This window comes from Bacteroides sp. OM05-10AA, assembly GCF_003439055.1.
GTDB classification, from domain to species: Bacteria; Bacteroidota; Bacteroidia; order Bacteroidales; family Bacteroidaceae; genus Bacteroides; species Bacteroides intestinigallinarum.
The window spans coordinates 1-20,464 of sequence record NZ_QSUR01000020.1; the positions used below are offsets into that span (position 1 = coordinate 1).

Genomic DNA, 20,464 nt, shown 5'->3' on the forward strand with positions numbered 1-20,464 from the left:
GGGACTTACACCCGTTAGATAATGCTCATGCCGAGCGTACAAAAAATGGGCTGCCGGACCATAAGAAGTCCGACAGCCCTGTCAACCCAAAAACGATACCTATGAAACACTGTGTGTTATTTCAATTCAAATTTTAAATATTTGCCGTGAACAAGTTCATCATGTGTAATATGATATTTATTAAACTTTTGACCATTCAACAGTATCTTATCAATATATAAAGTTCCTGGTTGAGTGCGATTAGTTTCAATTATTAGCTCTTTCTCTTTATACCATTTCGGATCTAACCGAATCGTTACCTTATTAAAAACCGGAGTCGTCAATGTATATTCGGGTAGTCCGGGACAATCAGGATAAAAACCAATCATATTGAAAATAGCCCAGGAAGACATCGTCCCCGTATCATCATTTCCTGGAATACCATCAGGTTTGGTAGTAAAATACTTGTCTATTAAACGTTGCGTCTCTTTCTGTGTGCGCCATTCTTCACCTTTAAAATATGAGAATAAATGGGCATAAGCAATATCCGGTTCATTTGCCGGGTCATAAAGCCCTTCGTCAAAAACCATTTGTAGCTTATCAATAAAAGGTTTCTTCCCACCCATTAGTTTTGCCAAGCCATATACATCATGTGGCACATAGAATGTATAATTCCAGGAATTACCTTCATGGAAACCGGGATTCGGTTCAAAGTTCTCTCCTTGTCTCGGATTAAACGGACTGTAAAAAGTTCCATCTGGAAGAATCGGACGGAAAGTGCCAAATTCTTTGCTATAATAATGTTTGTATCCCAGAGAACGCTTGTAGAACATCTCTGCATCTTTCTTTTTACCCAAAGCCTCTGCAAAGCGAGATAACGCAAAATCAGCAATATAATATTCCAATGCATGAGATACGGAATTGTCATACTGTTCGCGAAGAGGCACATATCCTTTGGACATATAATCATCATTATCAGGACGCATCAAGTTTTCCGCTCCGGGTAATGTAGCAGATTTGTACATTGCTTCATAAGCCAAATCAACATCAAAATCACGCAAACCTTTCATCCAGGTATCTACAATTACCGGAATACTCGGATCACCTTCCATTGTCAATGTTTCCCTGCCATATAATTCCCATTTAGGCAACCATCCATGTTCGCGATACATATCGAGCATTGTACGTACCATTTCCATCTGACGTTCCGGATAAACCAAAGTCAACAATTGATGAACATTGCGGTAAGTATCCCAAAGAGAAAAGACAGTATAGCGATCTCCTTTTGTTGTCAGAATCTTATCACTTTCCATTGCCGGATATTCTCCGTTTACATCCTGCAAAATATTAGGATGAATCAGCAAATGGTAAAGTGCTGTGTAAAATACAGTTTTTTGAGCATCCGTACCACCTTCTACAGTTATGCGTGACAAGTCATCATTCCATTTGGAGCGTGCTTCAGCATGAATCTGCTCGAAATTCTTTCCAGCCTGTTCACGATCCAGATTCAACCGGGCATTTTCTATACTTACAAAAGAAACTCCCATTTGTACTTCTACCTGCTCACCTTCTTCTGTGTCGAAGGAGAAATAAGTACCGATGTCATCTCCTGCTATTTCTTTTCCGTAGCGAGTATAAAGCTTATACTTTCCCTGGTCCGGATCCCATTCAGCCTCAACACCCGTCATCGCACGTTGTTTCTTCCAATACCCTGTTGCAGAAGGGTTCTTTTTAACCCGTAATACAAAGTAAATAGGAAACACAGCTTGAGGGTTATAACAGAATGTACCAAGCAATTTGACTCCTTCCACCTCACAATCGCTTACACGACGAAGCATGGCACCGCTCTCATTCGTTAATCCTTCACCTAAATTCAACAATATATGACTTTTTCCTTTTGGGAAAGTAAAACGGGCAATACCGGTACGAGGAGTAGCCGAGACTTCTGTTTTTACATTATATTTAGTCAGATAATTAGAATAATAACCCGGTGAAGCCTGTTCATCCTTATACTTACTACCATATTCCTTATAATCCACATTCAGTTCTCCGGTAGTAGGCATCAGCAATAAAGAACCTAATTCCGGACAACCGACTCCACTCAAATTTACATGAGCATATCCGGTAAAGAAACAGTTTGTATATTCATAAGGCGTAGACCACCACCGTGCGTCTTTATCATAGGTATTTTCAGAAGATCCCATCACATTGAAAGGAACCACAGACATCATACCATTTGGACAAATCGCTCCGGGATTGGTAGTCCCGAAATTAGTAGTTCCGATAAAAGGATCTACATAATCTATCAAAAGACTTTTATCCGTATTTTTTAGGGGAGGGCTTCCCCCTTCCCCCGCATAAGCGGAAAGAAGGGAAAAAGCAAGTGTGTAAGTTAATATAATACGTTTCATATCTTAATTAAATGATACTCGTTCGCTTAGTAAAATCGATAATCTCTTTTATATATCCAAAAGCCATACCTACCACCGTATCTGCTGCACCATAATAAACTGCCACACGTTCACCATCCTGCAAAGCAGCACAAGGGAATACAACATTGGGAACATCACCTTGAAGTTCATAAGGAGCAGCCGGACCGATCAGGTATTCACGTGTACGGTAAAGGACTTTTTCCGGATGATCTTTATCCAGTATGGCAGCTCCCATAGCATAACGGAAACCGTTGCAGGTAGTAATAACACCATGATAAAACAGCAACCAGCCTTCGTCTGTAAGGAAAGGCACTGATCCTGCACCAATCTTTGTACACTGCCAAGCACTTTCCGGGAAAGGAGTCACTTTCATTACACAGCGGTGTTCACCCCAATATTTCATATCCGGGCTATAACTGATATATATATCACCGAACGGAGTATGTCCATTGTCACTCGGGCGACTCAACATAGCATACTTGCCATCAATTTTCTGTGGGAAAAGTACGCCATTACGGTTGAAGGGCAGGAAAGCATTCTCGCATTGGAAAAATTCCTTAAAGTCAAAAGTGTATGCAATACCAATTGTAGGACCATGATAACCATTACACCAAGTCACCCAATAGCGATCTTCAATCCATGTAACACGGGGATCATATTTATATTCCGACTCAATCATTTCTGTATTACCAGCCTTAAACTGGATAGGTTCATGATTGATATTCCAATGAATACCGTCCTTACTGAAACCTGCAAAGATATTCATTTGCACCGCTTTGTTATCGCAGCGGAATACGCCGGCAAAACCATCCTCAAAAGGAACAACAGCACTATTGAATATACTATTAGATGAAGGAATATGATAACGTCCGATAACCGGATTTTGTGAGTAACGCCACATAACGTCCGTACATCCGACAGGACGATCTTCCCAAGGAATTTGAATTTTATTCATAATCGTTATTTTTTATATTATTATTTTTTTGAATCATCATACGTGAAAGGGATGAAATAAGTAATCAGGAAAGCAGGAATAGTTGCGATTAATACATAGATAAAGAAATTTCGATACCCAAGCAAGTCGCTAAGATAACCGCTCACCATTCCCGGAAGCATCACTCCCAGGTTCATGATTCCTGAAGCAAATGCGTAATGCGACATTTGATGTTTTCCAGGAGCAATCTGTTGCATCATAAACAACGTCAGTCCGACAAAACCAAAACCATAACCAAAATATTCCATTGTTATACAAGTTCCGATTAGATATACATTGGTAGGCTGTGCAACTGCCAAAAAAGTATAGGCTACAAACGGAAGATTAAAAATACAACAGAGAGTGAACAGTGTCTTTTTCAGTCCGAACTTAGAGACATAAATTCCTGCCAACAATGAACCTAGAACGAAAGCTGCAGAACCAAAGATACCATTCAGCGTACCGATCTCGGTTAATGACAATCCTAAACCACCTACATCTCTTGAAGCACGCAAAAACAGCGGAGCTATTTTCATGATAAATCCTTCTGCCAGTCGATATAAAATAATAAAAGCAATGTAATAATAAATATGTTTCTTAGTAAAGAAGTTTCCTATTACTGCTACTAACTCTTTTTTAATTTCCGAAGTCGTCTTTTTAGTTGTTACAGGTAGTTGTGTAGAAGGTAAGATTCTGATGTGATAAATTCCGATTAGTACCATTATTACAGCAATTACACCGAAAATAATCATCCATGCAGATGAATATGCCCCTTTATTAGCATCTATTGAAGCACCTTCTATCGCTCCAAAATGTTCTGCCAGTGCTCCCGCCATAGCAACCAATCCTCCATTAGCGACCAATTTGGCTACATTATAAAAAGCACCCTGCACTCCGATATATTTTGCCTGATCTTCTTTGTTCAATTCAGCCATATATACACCATCACAAGCTATATCGTGTGTGGCTCCACTAAAAGCTATCACTGCCATTGTAGAAATACTTATAGCGAAAAAATAATCGAAGAACAAAGAAAAAGCTACTACTCCAAACAGTACACCGCTCAACAATTCTGTTATTAATACGAAGAATTTTTTCGTCTTATACATTTCAAGAAAAGGGCTCCACAAGAACTTCAGTGTCCAAGGCATCATAATTAGAGATGTCCAGAATGCAATTTGCGTATCCGAAATTCCAAGATCCTTAAACATGAAAACTGAAACCAGATTAATAGCAATGAAAGGAAGTCCCATTGCAAAATAAGCGGTAGGCACCCAGCAAGCCGGGCTAATAGTGTTTCGTTGAGAAGCAGTTTTATTCTGTTGCATAAATCATAGTATATAGATGAAAAAATCCATTTTTCTAACCCATCTATATATAATACAACTAAAAGGGGGAAACTACTAACGTCTCCCCCCTACTTTTTTTATTTTATTATCACTTCGTCTATAAAGAACCACGAAGGATGTCCCACGCCGTAATGCCAAGTCGGGCATTCTTTCGTTCCGGTGACTTCTACTTTTACATAACGAGTTTTTACCGGTTCTGCTGATTCTGCCTTGACTCCACGGAATTTCACCTCCCCCGTACGCTCTTCCGGCAAATCAATCGTTTTCCAGTGTGTATAATGCTCACCGTCATCAGCATACGAATAAACCACCTTTAAAGGGAAAAGAATCCATGCCCCTATTTGATGAAGAAAATCCGTTTCCACACTATGTATTTCTTTCGTTTCACCTAAATCTATAACGAATGCACCATCCGTTCCTTCCCAACCAATCCAACTATCAACAAAGGTTGCTCCACCAAACAAACCATCAACCAATGCAGTCTTTCCTAACGCTGCATATTTTCCGGTAGGAGGAGTTATATAAGTAACCTTTGCTCCTAAAGCCAGACTATTCTCCTTTTGTGGCATATAACGTTCCCGATACAATTTACAGTAGTCTATCGGCGAATTGGAACGCTCATTCAAGGTAGGGACTTGAAACTCTTTCACACGTTCCTCAAAAAGATCTAACTTCTTATTTATATCTGCCAAGTCTTTTTCTGTCTCTGTCCGTGCGATCTCCAGTTCTGAATACTGAATTGGCAGACGCGCCCGTTGAACTCGCTTCAAGAAATCCGGCTCTGTTGCGACAGCCTTTTCGGCCAAATCAAATAAATGATTATAACGACGCATCAAAGCAGGCTTCAACATGCCATATTTATGTGATACAGGAGAATCATAAATCCATAATCTCTGTCCGCTACCTATTAATGCACCTTCCATAACCTTTATGTATTGATAAAGATGTGGCGCTGCTTCACCATAATATCCATGTAGGAAATGTTGCATCAAAGAATCTACATTAGCTTCGGGATTCCACATTAACTTTGAAACTAAATAGGCACGAAGTTCGGCAAAATCTCCTCCCCTGCTCCCTGCTATTTGAGAGAAATGCATGGTAGCATGATTCTTCTTGAAAAGACGGATATTATCCTGTAAAATATGGAAGTTAGGAAAAGGGGCCAGATAATTATCAAAATTGATACCATAATCCCATACGAAAATATTATTGGTTATTTTAGACCATCCCTCCATGGCTTTCACAAATTCCTTTCCCGAAGCATTCTCCGTCAAGGTTACTTCACGATCGCAGTCAATATCACACAACATAATATTCACATTCGGCAAAGGCTTCACATGCTTCGGAGGATTCATTGTATACAGATAAGCCAATGTAGAAAACTCCTTATCCGGAAAACGAGCAGCCAACTTATTCAGAAAAGTAATCACACTTCCCGATAGTGCCCCTTCATAATCATCAATAGCCTTACAAGCATCACAGGTGCAATTCGTATAATTACCATCATTCTGACTGACGGACATGATATGTTTATCGGGGTTAGCTTTGAAAATAGAGTCTACACGTTGAGCTACAATCTCAAAAACTTCCGGATTACTCAAACACCACTGACTTGCTTTCCCCGGATGGCGCTTTCCTTTGAAATAAGAATAATATTCCGGATGTTCTTTCCCATAAACAGATGAAGGCAGAAGCTTATCAAAGGTATGTACCCAATAACCGGCAGCAAACACTTCATTGGGTTCCTCTAAACGATTCCACCACTTATAAATAGAATCCGTACGGATGGCATAACATTGCGTCTGACGATAACGAAAGGCCGGGTTTTCGACTTTATTAATTAAAGGCAAGATCACCGTCTTTTGAGGAGTAAAAGAGTATTCATTCTCTCCCCAATAATCAACTCCCAGATATTGTTCCAACAAAGTGACAACTCCATATACAACTCCTTTTTCTTTTCCTGATATTCTTAAAATACCGTCTTGAGTAGAGATAGAGAAACCATCTTCCGTCACTGTTTGCGGAGTTTGACCGCCAATCAGTATATCTCCTTTCCGAGGCGTTTGACTTATAACAACAGGCAACTTACAACCAGTTACTTTTTGAATAAATGTTTGTAACAAATTTGCAGCTGTCCAAGATATTTGATTATTCTCTTTCAAAATGATCTTGGAGCTCGTATTCCCATTAGTTACTAACACAGTTTGAGAGAGAGAAGGAAACGCTATGCAAATTCCTATAAACCATAAACAGAGTCGTAGAATAGATAATTTCATGTTTTTCTTGCTATTAAAAGTTATTATATAATAGTAATACAATCAATATGATGATATTAAACAATCAATCTTTTTCTTTTTTTATTTATTAACTTATATAATAAGTCCCACTTTATTCGAAAAAACGAAAAAGTGGGACTTCAAAAAATCAATAACCTATTAATTATTTCGCATATAGGTCAAATTCCGTAAGGCTGACCGTACTGGGACCTTGTTTCACATAATACTTTAAATAACGCGTTTCAATAGCTTTCGAAAACTTAATATATTGTGTGCTACCTTTTGAAATGGTTACAGTTCCGATAGATTTCCATTTTATTCCATCACCCGAAGTAAATACATCTACTGCAGTCGGTGAATAACTACTACCATAACACTTATTTCTTATTCCTGTTAATGTCTGCACCTTACCTATATCCACAGTTAGCCAATATTCTGCTCCTCCATCACGAGCTACATCAGAACTTGTTCCATCAATCAAATTTTTAGCATCTCCACGAGTCGTCGGGGCAACTTTTACAGTCCAACCAGAACGATCTGCAATCAAACTACCTTCAGCTGGTTGTCCAGATTCTACATTGACATGAATATTTTGAATTTTCACATAAACTACTCCTCTATTAGAGCTAAGTGCATCTAAGTTATTACCTTCTATAGAAGATATGGTAACCGGCAACAAATACCCTCCTTCTGTCGTCAAAGATTCTACATTTAATAGCTCTATTTTTATAGAATCTCCAGATACACTTTCTCCATTTTCAATAGTAACAGTTTTATTGGTGAAAGAATAATTTTCAGCAGGCAATATGTTATATTCCGTATCATTAGCTTTATTGTAAACACTTACTAGATTATCATCACTAGCGGCTGTTATTTTCACATCTTTCGACAATCTCTCCGTTGCACATGCCACAAACCGATAATTAGGTTGTAACTCATTTACCACCACTGAATTATCTTTCAAAATTACAGACAACGATGCTTCATAAGAATCTACCGGAAAAACTTTCGTAGAAAGATAAAACTTAGAGTTTACAGTAACTTCGTCATCATCATCACAAGAGATGCACAGTGGTGATGCCATTAATGACATCACTACTGTTTTCCATATTATATTTTTCAATCTCATAATTACATCATTTGAATATTATATTATTTACCATCTGATCTAATGCCATCTACCCATCTGACAACTCCCTTAAGTGCCGTGGCTTTATTTCCATGACCAGTTGCGTCTTTAAACTCGGTTCCTGACCCTTCATTCAATTTCCAATAAGCCTCCAAACCATCTGTACCCGGATTTATCGCAAACATATTATTTTGAATCTGCGATTGTGAAATAGCAGTAGTCCAAAAACGTACTTCGCTAACGATAGCATCTGTAACCATCCAATCACCATTGCATATGCCAAAGCTATTTTTAACAAGACGCAAAGGTTTTCTTGGAAGATCTAGTGTTGCATCAATATTTCCATTTACATAAATAGTCAATTTCACTCCATCACAAACAAATGCTAAATGGTACCATTGATTATTTTTAAACTTAGTAGCAGCATTTACTTGAGTACCTTGTGTTTTTATCTGCAAAATATTACCAGGAATCGGGCCATCACCAAAACGAATATAAATTTCACCATCTTCTGCGATACCATTACCCGGACCTGCAGAGAATATTGCTTGATTCTGATAGCTAGGAGGACCAGGATGACCAACTCCAGGAGTCACCCCATCACCAAGTTCACTCATATTAATACGCATTTCAAGTGACCATTGAGTTACTGTATAATCCTGACGCATTTCCATAGTAATTGGTTTTGTACCCGTCAACACTGGTGCAGAGGTTATAATAACCTGATCCATGATATAAATCATAACATCTGCACCTTCCAACGTTTGTTGTCCACCTGATACAGAAGTAATAGCAACCGGTAGTGCAAATTTATCACCAGAATCAAGCATTTCCTTTGTCAACGGATCAATTGATACTTTAACAGTAGGAGCCACTAATTCTCCCTTTTTTATAACCACTGTCTTTTGATCAAAAGAATATGAACCTTCCGGCATAGATTTATAGTTCGTACCACTTTTTGTATTATATACTTCCAACGATTTCGGACTTAGTCCCAAGGTAATTTCTATATCCTCTGTTGCAATTTGTCCTGACCGCGGAGTCACAGTGACAACACTACCCTCTTCAGCTACTGTTACCTTTTTAGATTCATAAGACAAACTACTGGATTCAGCTAAATAGATTCTACTGCCGATAGTATCATACTTTGCATCTTCACAACTTGCTATTATTACACAAAGCAATATAGCAAAAGCGAACATTATTGTATTTTTATTTTTTACCAGATATCTCATAATTATTATATCTTTAGATTTGTTATTTTACCGGTGGATTCATAATACGAATAGCATTACGCAAGTAAGGATAAGATTCTTCTGTACCATCAATTGTATACTCATACTCCATATGATAGGTTCCAACTCCTCCTTTTACACATTTTTTCCCATTAATAATAGGTGTCCAACGCGCCATACCTTCCAAAGACTTCATTTTATTTCCATATCGATCTGTGAAGTCAGCACCACCAGACAAAGCCCATTTTTCAAAATTTTCAGTTACAATATATTTCTTAGCAACTTCCTCTGCTGTCAAATGTCCATCGAAGTTTCTTATTGTAGAGTTTAAACGGCTATCCAAATTGTCACGTCCAGTATTATCTCCCGGAGAATCATAAGCCTGCACTATAAAATAATTAAAATAAGCACCTGACTCCGATACAATACTTTGTGGTTCACCATCAATTACTAATAACCTGTCTGTGCCCGATTTCGGCCCGATTCTTTCTCCCAAAGTCTGAATGAACAACAACATATTCTCATCGCTTCCACTCATGTTACCTCGATGTCCATAATTAGGTTCATAGTCAATATCAAAGCCATCATATCCATATTTATCAATACTATCACATATTGCATGTGCATATTTTTTTATAGCTTCTTCCTTATTCTCATTCCATCCCCAAAAGTCCAGATAATTATCTTTGTATTCCTCGGGAGTCAATTGGTCACCGATATTTTGAACAATAAAACACATCAAAGCTTTAGTCCCTTTTACATTTTGTACATAACGCAAATCTTTTGTTTGCGCTTCTGTCAAATTTCGCCAGTTACCCCAAATAGAAACAAAATCCACACTATCAGGAAGTCCGGCTAAACATTTTTCTAAGGTAGCCCCATTTCCCGTCCAATTACCAAACCATCCGAAAGCAACCGGATGATCTGTTTTCTTATAAGCGCGAAGCTGGGCATAGTATTCTTCCGGAAGTGACGACTGAGTCATATCTTCCTGGAATTTAGGTTCCATGTCTGTCCAATCATCACACGCCGTATTCGCAACCGTTATGCCAAATAACAACATTATAAAATAGAATATCTTTCTCATACTATTTACATTAATATAGATTATACTATTATTCACTTATCCCTACGCTGCCACCAAACCTTAGTCTGATAATTATCAGCGCCACCCAATTTAGTTACAGCAGCATTTACATTAGCAGCATTGCGAATATATTCCGACGGTGGGAACGGAATACGATTAGCAGAAGGAAGATTGGTTATATTTCCATTCAATAACGGGAAAAAACGTGGATATCCAGTACGACGATACTCACTCCATGCTTCTTGTCCCAAAGGCCACAGTGCAATCCATTTTTGAGTTATTAATCTTTCCAGTTTTTCTTCTTCACCAGCATCATCTTTCCATTTGATGGTTATAGAACTAATAGCACTTTCATTCCCCTTATTCTCATTAGGATCTACATAATCAGCCTGAGTACTTGATTCATCATTCAGATACTGGTCAATACCTTCTGATACTCCCCATTGTGTAAAAGAAAGTCTGATAGCTGACTCATACAAATCTTTCACTGTTTCTCCTTTTACATCCCATCCTAACATTGCTGCTTCAGCTTTGTTAAAAGCAGTTTCAGCTGCACTCATCCATAAAGTACGATCCATCTCTCCAACATTTATTCTAGAGAAAGTCGGTCCGGTAATATCATTACCATAAGACAAACCTGCACGCATCCCCACATAATCGTCATCTCCTTTATCACTTGTTTTCTTTTTAAAATATTTCGGCATACGCGGATCGTTATACCCTTTCATATATGATGTAATATCGGCAGAAACACATTGGTCGGGCCATTGCACTAACACTGTATACAATTGATTCTTAGTTCCTAAAGAAGTTGCATTATCTTCATTGGAAGTAATTACCCCGATAGAATGATTAATAGCTTCTTCCGCCATTTGTCTGGCATATTCGCGATCTGCAAAACGGATACGAATAGCCATACGTAGTTTCAGTGAATTTGCAAATTTCACCCATTTCTCAAAATCACCGTCATAAACTTTATCATACTTAGCCATCGTTCTGTTGTTTGGATTTTCGGTCACATAAACAGTCATCACATTAATAGCATCAGTCAGATCAGTGAACATTGCATGATATGCTTCCTCCATCGTATCGTAAGGAGCAGAAAGCTTATCACTTGAAATTTGGGAATAAGGAAGTGCTCCATACATATCAAGCATACGATGCATTGTCGCAATTCTTAGGATCTGCGCCCATGCAAAGTTAACTCCTGTTCCCTGGGTTACATTCTTTATTTTATTCCATGCGCCATACGTCAATACCATTACATTATCATCTGCAAACTGCCAGTTTAACCAGTTCTCGGGTGCGTTATATGTAGCAAAATTTGCCCCTTTAAACTTATCTGTTGCCATTACTTGATAACGTCCATAGCAGTCACCAATCAAGGATTCATTGGTATTATAAATGTTTTCAGTAGCTATGGGATATGCATAATCACATAAAGTCAAGAAGAAAGCATTGGCAGCAAATCCATCTCGTCCAAGTTCTTCTTCCGAAACTTTTCCCAGCGGATCATTCAAGCTATTATCCATGCATCCTTGTAACATTGGAGTTCCAACAAGCATACAGCCTGCAATAGAAATCTGCGTTATGAATTTATATATTTTCATTTGGTTATTCTTTTATCGTTAAAACTGTATTTTTACATTAAATCCCCAACTTCTCAAACTTGGTTGCATAAAGTAATCAACACCTTGATAATAAGTACCAGTAGAAGCGGTAGCCTCCGGATCAAATGGTGCTTTATTATAAATCATCCACAAGTTATGCCCTGTTATTGACAAACTAAGATTACATTTGTTATTAAACCATTTGGCTGGAAGTGAGTAGCCCACCGATAACTCTTGTAAACGAACATTAGTAGCACTATATACATAGTTAGACATCAATCCACTTATTCCACCCACTTCTGTATAATAAGTCTGGGGATCCACTTTTCCATTATTTACAGGAACACCTTCATTATCACGTGCTAAAGCGGTGACCTTAGATACTCCGAACTGATCCATTACAGCTTGTGTCGGTGAGATAACAATACCTCCAAAGCGGGCAGCAAGCATGAATCCCAGGCTAATGCCTTTATAAGAAAAGTCATTTCTAAAACCTAAATTGCTTTTAGGCAATACAGAGCCAATATGAATAAATTCATCCGAATTCTTTATATCCTCTTTCTTCACATTCTGGCTCGCTTTATCAATAAATACATTTCCTTCGTTATCACGTTTCAAACGATTAGTGACATACATGTCTCCCATGCTTCCTCCTTTACGAAGGATAACTTTAGCCGATCCAATACCACCTTTATCAATCTCACTTAAGCTATAGTGATTACCTTCATCATCCACTGCATCATCCAAGAGCTCTACAATCTTATTTTTATTAAAACTAAAAGTCAAATTGGAATTCCACGAGAAATCTCCCCATGATTTATTATACCCTAAAGAAAATTCCATACCTTTATTCTCAATATTACCAGACTGTGCATACATAGTCGCATATACAGCGGTTCCAGACAAAGGAACCTGGAATGTTTGTTTGCGAGTATTAGCCTTATACCAGGTAACTTCTAAACTTAAACTATTATTAAAAAATTTGGCATTCAAACCAGCCTCCCAAGAATTTGTACGTTCAGGATAAAGTTTAGGCAAAGGACGATAAGTTTGTAATTTCCATTGACTAGTTGCAGGGTCCCACTCATACGTTTTGTTAGAAGAAAGATTCTTAGGAATAGGAGCACCTACTGAAGCAAATGAGCCGCGTACCTTCAAATAAGTAATAGCTTTGGGTAATTTTACCATTTCGGAAATAACTCCTGAAAGTCCTATTGATGGATAAAAGAAAGATGATTGTTCTGTATTAATCAATGCTGAATCCCAATCATTACGTCCGGTCAAAGTCATATACAACATACTCTTCCAACCAATTTCCGCACTAGCAAAAATAGAGTTGGTACGTTGTTTATATCCACTTTCTATAGGGTAAGTATCTTTATCCAAGGTAGTAGTCATATTATATAGACTAAATACATTAGACATATCTTTCAAGCCACCTTGGAATCCTCTTTCGTCATAATAAGTTTGAGTAAAACTACCGCCAATATTAGCACTTAAACTTAAGTCACCAAAGCGTTTATTAATATTAGCCATCACGTCTGCATAAGCCTGTCTATCGTCAGCTTTATAGTACTTATAGAATCCATAAATAGAACTATTAGTAAAGTAAAGGTCAGTAGAAGCATTTCTTTTATCTGAATAATCATTGGTTGCATTATCAATGCGAACACGCCCTGTCACATCAAGCCAATCCAAAATTTCATATTTTAAACTAGCATTAGCCATGTAACGTTGTTTTTTCATGCCATGGTTCATCTCATTAGCTACCCAATATGGATTATTTTTCATACTGTATCCAGGGTCCCCCCATCCCCAGTTCTGTACATCTATCTTACGAGTTGTGTCATACGTTTTATACATCCTCACAGCTTCAAAGTTTTCGCCACGCGGGAACAGATATACGGCTGGTAGTGGATTGAAATATTCACCTTGTGCCATTAGATTAAGATCTTCTTGGATAATATAGCTAAAGCCCACATCTAATGTCATTTTATCCTTCAAGAATTTTGTAGTATTTCTGAATGTAAAATTATAACGGTCATATTTGCTATTTTGAATGATACCGGTTGCATTAGTAGTACCTACAGACAGATAAGTTTGATTCTTTTCATTACCAACAGATAAAGAAACGTTATTCTGAATATTAGTACCAGTATTGAAAAAATCTTTTGGCTCATAAGTCCCGAAAAGAGAAGACGCTTTATCTCCCCATGAAGCAAAGGAACCTGCACGATTTATATAAGAATTTTGGAATTCAGGCATTATAAAAGGATTGGAAAAAGTAGAATTATTAGAAATAATAATTCGTGCCTTACCTTCTTTTCCCTTCTTAGTAGTAATTAAAATTACACCCGACGCTGCATTAGAACCATACAATGCCGCAGCAGCAGGTCCACTTAACACAGACATACTTTCAATATCTTCCGGATTGATGTCAGATATCCCCTCTCCTCTCGGCTGGGCTGAATATTGTCCGTTAGTATCACCTTTATTTGTATTAAAGATAGGAACACCATCAATTACATATAAAGCATTATTGTCTGAAGATATAGATTTGGTACCACGCATAACCACACGTGTAGCCCCTCCAACACCGGATGAAGATGCATTAATATTAACACCAGCTACCTTTCCAGCCAGTGAATTCATAAAATTGGCACTTTTTACAGTTGTCAACTCATCACCCTTTACTTCTTGCACATTATAGCTTAACGCCTTAGTTGCACGCTTGATACCTAATGCGGTAACGACAACTTCATCCAATACTTGCGTATCTTCTCCTAAAGTTACTTTTATAGGTTGAGCATTGGTAAGCGTGATTGCTTGGGAGGCATAACCGATATAGGATACTTCAAGTACATCACCTTTAGCTGCTTGTATTTTGAAATTTCCATCCATATCAGTGATAGTACCATTTGAAGTTCCTTTTACCAAAATACTAACTCCAATCAATGGTTCTCCTTTTGAGTCAGTAACAGTACCACTTGCAGTAATTGGTGTTTTTTTCTGCTGGTCTTCTTTATTACTTTTTGCAGAAAGCACAATATGATTATCTACTATTGAAAAACTGACATTAACTCCTCTGAATAACTGATTCATTACATTATTCAAAGATTCTTTTGTTACCTTGATAGATATGACACGATTTATATCGACATCATTTGTGTTATAGACTACTGACATTGAAGTTTGTTTCTCAATTTCTTTCAAAGCAGTGTTTAAGGGTACTTTCGATAGATTAAGAGTGATCGTTCGTTCTTGCCCATAAGCTGAAGCAAAACACGAAACCAACAAAAGGAAGAATAACAAGTATGAAAACTTGTGTTTTATAATTTCTTTCATCTTATTCTTTTTAATTAGAAATAGTTTTTAGAGAATTTGTAATTAGAGTCGGTAAATGAGATTACCGTTTTCACACAAAGGTTTCATGTATCTCTGTTTCTCATAATTAATAAATTTAAAGGTTATACTTAAAATAAATTCCATAAGCGCTTATTCAATAGTAATACATTTTATGTTGTAACCTTACTAAACGAAGATAAGATTTTTTTTGAAAAAACTAGAATAGAAAGATTCCTAATTGAAAAATAAATACTCAAATATTTGATAAATAGAATCTTATGTACTTATTAAAATCAGGCTGATTTATTACATTTGCATACATTTTGCATACAATATATGTATGCTTTACCTATTGTATAGATATAAATATTCATTTTATGTTCAAATATTCAAAAGATGGAATTTCGGTTTTAACCATATTAGATACCAGAAGAGCCAAAAAGAGTGGACAGTTTCCTGTTAAAGTTCAAGTGGTATATAGAAGAAAGCAAAAATATTATTCAACTGGGAAGGAAGTGTCAAAAGAAGATTGGGCAAGGTTATTAAAAGTAAAAAGCCGATTATTGGCAGAAATTCGATCAGATATAGAGAGTAGTTTTTCAACTATTAAACAACAAGTTAACGAACTGATACAAAAAGGAGAATTTAGTATTGAAGTATTAAGCGTCAGGTTAGGAAGGCAGGTGAATGATATAACTTTGCGCAGTGCTTTTCATTTAAAGATGAAAGAACTGGAAGCTAATGAACAAGCAAACACGTACCTAAACTATCAAAGTGCTTTGAAAAGTTTGGAAGATTTCGGAGGTTCCACTATTCCTTTAGATAGAATTACAATTGATTGGCTTAAACATTGTGAAAGATTTTGGATATCAGAAGGTAAAAGTTATTCAAGCATAAGCATTTATTTCCGGGCTTTAAAGTGTGTATTAAATCGTGCTGTACATGATGGCATCATAAAAGAATCATCTTTTCCTTTTGGAAAGAATAAATATGAAATACCTGAAGGGTGTGGACGTAAATTAGCACTTACCCTTTCTGAAATAAAAAAAGTAATGTCTTATCAATGTGAAACAAAAGACATAGAAGAATTTAGGGATCTTTGGGTATTTTCTTATTTATGTAATGGTATTAATTTTATGGATTTATTATTTCTTCAGTATTCAAATATTGTAGATGGAGAAATATGCTTTGTACGCTCTAAGACATCTCGGGCTACCAAACATAACAAAGAGATACATGCAATCATTATTCCTGAAATGTGGAATATTATTCAAAAATGGGGTAATCCAAGATTAAGCCCACAAACATATATTTTTAAATATGCTAGAGGGACTGAAAATGCCTTTGAAAAAATTAGATTGGTACGGCGGGTTATAACCAAATGCAACAGAAAACTTAAAAAGATAGCCCAAGACATTGGAATTTTGCAGTTGACGACCTACACGGCAAGGCATTCTTTTGCTACAGTATTAAAACGTGGAGGTGCAAAAACCTCATATATTTCTGAAAGCTTGGGACACTCTAACTTATCTGTAACCGAGCACTATTTAGCATACTTTGAAAAAGAGGAAAGAATAAGGAATGCTCAACTATTGACTAACTTTAATCTCTAATACATTTGTATGCAAATTGTATGTACAATGAAAAATGGACCAATAATTGATATAGGATAAAAGTGAGTATAATATTAAAAAACGCATATTCAGATTACCTATAATTTAGAATATGTATCCGTTATCAGGAGTGGTTTAGAAAAACGCAGGGATTTCCACTTTAGCCAAACGTAATTTTAATAAAAAGGTTTGATATTATTGCAATTCATTCTTTTGATCACTAGTATAGTGATAGAATAATGTCTAATATTAGCAATATTAATCAAATGGAAAGATTCCGTTCTTGATGTTATCGGCACTAACTAGAAGAAAATAACTACTATAAAACGAGTTACTATTATTCTTTAAATGACTTGTTAGGTTCCATTTAAAGATTCAAAATGTTCCACACCGAGAAACGAAGTGATTCTCGGTGTGGAACATTCCTGAAGAAACGTCTTTTATCGAATATTCATACCGCATATATAAATAAAAACAAGTTGATTACTGCATATTCATGCGCAATCTTACTAACCTTTTCTCTCATTCATTGAATTTACTTAATTGTATTTAGTCTGACATCTTAAAAATAGAACATCTAATCTATTTATCAAACAAGAATAGAATTTAGGGAAAGTATATGAAACTGATTTTCTCCCAAACAATCACACTCGCCAACGCACAACCCTTAAAAGTAACCTTAGGAGAAGATACGCAAGTATTGGACGAAGTCGTTGTTACTGCATTGGGTATCAAGCGTGCAACTAAGGCATTAAGTTATAATGTACAAGAGGTAAAAGGTGACGAATTGACAGCTGTTAAGGACGCCAATTTTATGAATTCACTATCAGGAAAGGTTGCCGGTGTTCAGATTAATAGTGGTGCAACCGGTGCTGGTGGTGCCACTCGTGTTGTTATGCGTGGTATGAAATCTCTGACTAAAGATAACAATGCCTTGTATGTAATTGATGGTGTACCTATTTTTAATACAGGAAAAAGCGGTGGCGAAGGATTATTTGGAGAGATGGGAGGATCAGATGCTGTTGCTGACTTAAATCCGGATGATATTGCTAGTATTAGTATGATGACCGGTCCTTCTGCAGCAGCATTATATGGTTCTGCTGCGGCAAACGGTGTTGTTTTAATTACCACTAAAAAAGGCCAAACAGAGAAAACTACCATAACAGTATCCAACAGTACTACTTTCTCTAAAGCATATATTATGCCGGATATGCAGAACCGTTATGGTACAAGTTCCGGATTATTCAGCTGGGGAGAATTGACAAACCGTCGATATAACCCATCTGACTTCTTTGAAACAGGATCCAATGTTATCAATTCGGTAGCATTATCTACAGGAAATACCAAAAACCAGACTTATCTTTCTGCTTCTACAACTAACTCCGGCGGAATTCTTCCGAATAACTCCTATAACCGTTATAATTTTACGGCACGTAATACCACCCATTTCCTGAATGATAAACTTACTCTGGATATCGGTGCACAATATATCGTTCAGAACAACAAAAACATGGTTTCTCAAGGACAGTATTATAACCCTCTCCCATCACTGTATCTATTCCCTCGTGGAGACAACTTTGACGAAATTCGTTTGTATGAACGTTATAATACTAACTACGGCTATATGGAACAATATTGGCCTTATGGTGATGCAAGTTTGTCATTACAAAATCCATATTGGATACAAAATCGCATCAACCGTACTTCCAACAAGAAACGTTATATGATGAACGCTTCTTTGAAATGGCAGGCTACAGATTGGCTCAACGTTGTCGGTCGTGTCAATCTGGACAACTCCGACTACCGGAATAAAAATGAGAAATCTGCTTCTACATTAACAACATTCTGTGGTGTAAGTGGTGGTTTTGAAGATGCCATGCGTCAGGAACGTTCTTTATATGCCGATTTCCTGGCTAATATAGATAAAACATTTGGTGATTTTCATTTGACAGCCAATGTTGGTGCTTCCATATATCATACTTCAATGGATCAGTTATATATTGCAGGTGACCTGGTTATTCCCAACTTCTTCCAGATCAACAATATTAATTTCTCCGCCAACTATAAACCGGATCCTACTGGATATGAAGATGAAATTCAAAGTATTTTTGCCAGTGCTGAATTAAGTTGGAAAAATCAACTGTATCTAACTGTAACCGGACGTAATGATTGGGATTCAAAACTCGCATTCTCCAAACAGAAATCTTTCTTTTATCCATCAGTCGGTTTATCGGCTTTATTATCAGAAATGGTAAAACTACCAGAGGTGATTTCTTATGCTAAAATACGCGGTTCGTATACAGTGGTAGCCTCTTCTTTCGATCGTTTCCTTACTAATCCGGGTTACGAATACAACAGCCAGACACATAACTGGGCGAATCCGACCGTATATCCGATGGACAATATGAAACCTGAAAAGACTAAATCCTGGGAAATCGGTTTGAACTTGAAATTCTGGGGAAATCGTTTCAATTTAGACGCTACTTACTATCGTTCTAACACATTGAACCAGACATTTAAAGTGGATATCCCCTCTTCTTCCGGATATAAACAAGCGATTGTACAGGCCGGTAACGTGCAAAATCAGGGTATTGAATTAGCTTTAGGATTCAGTGATAAATGGGCAGGATTCGGATGGTCTTCTAATGCTACTTTCACTTTAAACCGTAACAAGGTGAAACGACTGGCAAGCGGCAGCGTAAATCCTGTGACAGGAGAAGCTATCCAAATGGATGAAATGAATGTAGGTTGGTTAGGTAAAGAGAATGTAGCTCCTCGCGTCATCCTGACAGAAGGAGGCTCCATGACTGATATCTATGTATACAACCAGCTGACAAAAGACAATAACGGTAATATAAAAGTCGATCAGAATGGTAATCTGGGTATCACTTCATCAAACACTCCGGTAAAAGTAGGTAATCTGGATGCTGATTTCAACCTCGGATGGACCAATCATTTCACTTATAAAGGAATTGATTTAGGAGTTGTATTATCAGCCCGTGTAGGCGGATTAGCTTATTCGGCTACTCAAGGTATTTTAGATTATTATGGAGTATCCGAAACATCTGCAACAGCTCGTGATAATGGTGGCATACCTATTAATAACGGTAAAGTTAACGCCCAAAAGTATTACCAGGCTATTGGTACGGGTGAAGGTGGCTATGGTCGTTATTATCTATACAGTGCAACCAATGTACGTTTGCAGGAATTGAGCCTAAACTATACACTTCCTAAAAGATGGTTTAAAAATGTGGCTAATGTTACTTTGGGTGTTGTAGGACGTAATTTATGGATGATTTACTGTAAAGCTCCATTCGACCCGGAATTGTCTGCCTCTACCTCCAGTAACTATTATATGAATGTAGACTACTTTATGCAACCTAGCTTGCGTAACTTCGGTTTTAATGTGAAAGTTCAATTCTAAAAGAAAAAGCTA

The 20,464-nt window shown here is 37.1% G+C and carries 11 protein-coding genes; 2 read left to right on the forward strand and 9 right to left on the reverse strand.

Translation table 11 applies throughout. From position 1 onward, the window contains the following. Nucleotides 1–116: 116 nt before the first annotated feature. The 9 genes from DXB58_RS15870 to DXB58_RS15910 form a co-directional block, all read right to left on the reverse strand. The gene (locus DXB58_RS15870) at nucleotides 117–2,390 is read right to left on the reverse strand and encodes a GH92 family glycosyl hydrolase (RefSeq protein WP_122137485.1); all 2,274 of its coding nucleotides are present in this window, start codon (nucleotides 2,388–2,390) and stop codon (nucleotides 117–119) included. 7 nt (nucleotides 2,391–2,397) lie between these two features. After that, on the reverse strand, nucleotides 2,398–3,366 hold the full coding sequence (locus DXB58_RS15875; RefSeq protein ID WP_122137486.1) for a 1,4-beta-mannosyl-N-acetylglucosamine phosphorylase: 969 nt from the start codon (nucleotides 3,364–3,366) through the stop codon (nucleotides 2,398–2,400). 20 nt (nucleotides 3,367–3,386) lie between these two features. Beyond that, complete coding sequence (locus DXB58_RS15880) at nucleotides 3,387–4,712, reverse strand: MFS transporter (RefSeq protein ID WP_122137487.1); 1,326 nt, start codon at nucleotides 4,710–4,712, stop codon at nucleotides 3,387–3,389. 98 nt (nucleotides 4,713–4,810) lie between these two features. Next, the gene (locus tag DXB58_RS15885) at nucleotides 4,811–7,009 is read right to left on the reverse strand and encodes a DUF4838 domain-containing protein (RefSeq protein WP_122137488.1); all 2,199 of its coding nucleotides are present in this window, start codon (nucleotides 7,007–7,009) and stop codon (nucleotides 4,811–4,813) included. Between the two features lie 163 nt (nucleotides 7,010–7,172). After that, entirely contained in the window at nucleotides 7,173–8,138 is a 966-nt protein-coding gene (locus DXB58_RS15890) for a BT_3987 domain-containing protein (RefSeq protein WP_122137489.1), read from the reverse strand. A 23-nt stretch (nucleotides 8,139–8,161) separates the two neighbouring features. Continuing rightward, complete coding sequence (locus DXB58_RS15895) at nucleotides 8,162–9,373, reverse strand: DUF1735 and LamG domain-containing protein (protein ID WP_122137490.1); 1,212 nt, start codon at nucleotides 9,371–9,373, stop codon at nucleotides 8,162–8,164. Nucleotides 9,374–9,395: 22 nt separating this feature from the next. Further along, on the reverse strand, nucleotides 9,396–10,460 hold the full coding sequence (locus DXB58_RS15900; protein WP_122137491.1) for a glycoside hydrolase family 18: 1,065 nt from the start codon (nucleotides 10,458–10,460) through the stop codon (nucleotides 9,396–9,398). 32 nt (nucleotides 10,461–10,492) lie between these two features. Next, nucleotides 10,493–12,070 carry a SusD/RagB family nutrient-binding outer membrane lipoprotein gene (locus DXB58_RS15905; RefSeq protein ID WP_122137492.1) on the reverse strand — a complete coding sequence of 526 codons (1,578 nt, stop codon included), beginning with the start codon at nucleotides 12,068–12,070 and terminating at the stop codon, nucleotides 10,493–10,495. An 18-nt stretch (nucleotides 12,071–12,088) separates the two neighbouring features. After that, nucleotides 12,089–15,415, reverse strand: a complete 3,327-nt coding sequence (locus DXB58_RS15910; protein WP_122137493.1) for a TonB-dependent receptor — start codon at nucleotides 15,413–15,415, stop codon at nucleotides 12,089–12,091. Nucleotides 15,416–15,792: 377 nt separating this feature from the next. Between DXB58_RS15910 and DXB58_RS15915 the strand changes: the two genes are divergently transcribed. Both DXB58_RS15915 and DXB58_RS15920 read left to right on the forward strand, forming a co-directional pair. Then, nucleotides 15,793–17,028: a site-specific integrase gene (locus DXB58_RS15915; RefSeq protein WP_122137494.1), complete on the forward strand. Its 1,236-nt coding sequence runs from the start codon at nucleotides 15,793–15,795 to the stop codon at nucleotides 17,026–17,028. A gap of 619 nt (nucleotides 17,029–17,647) precedes the next feature. Continuing rightward, the gene (locus DXB58_RS15920) at nucleotides 17,648–20,452 is read left to right on the forward strand and encodes a SusC/RagA family TonB-linked outer membrane protein (protein WP_122137495.1); all 2,805 of its coding nucleotides are present in this window, start codon (nucleotides 17,648–17,650) and stop codon (nucleotides 20,450–20,452) included. Nucleotides 20,453–20,464 lie beyond the last annotated feature (12 nt).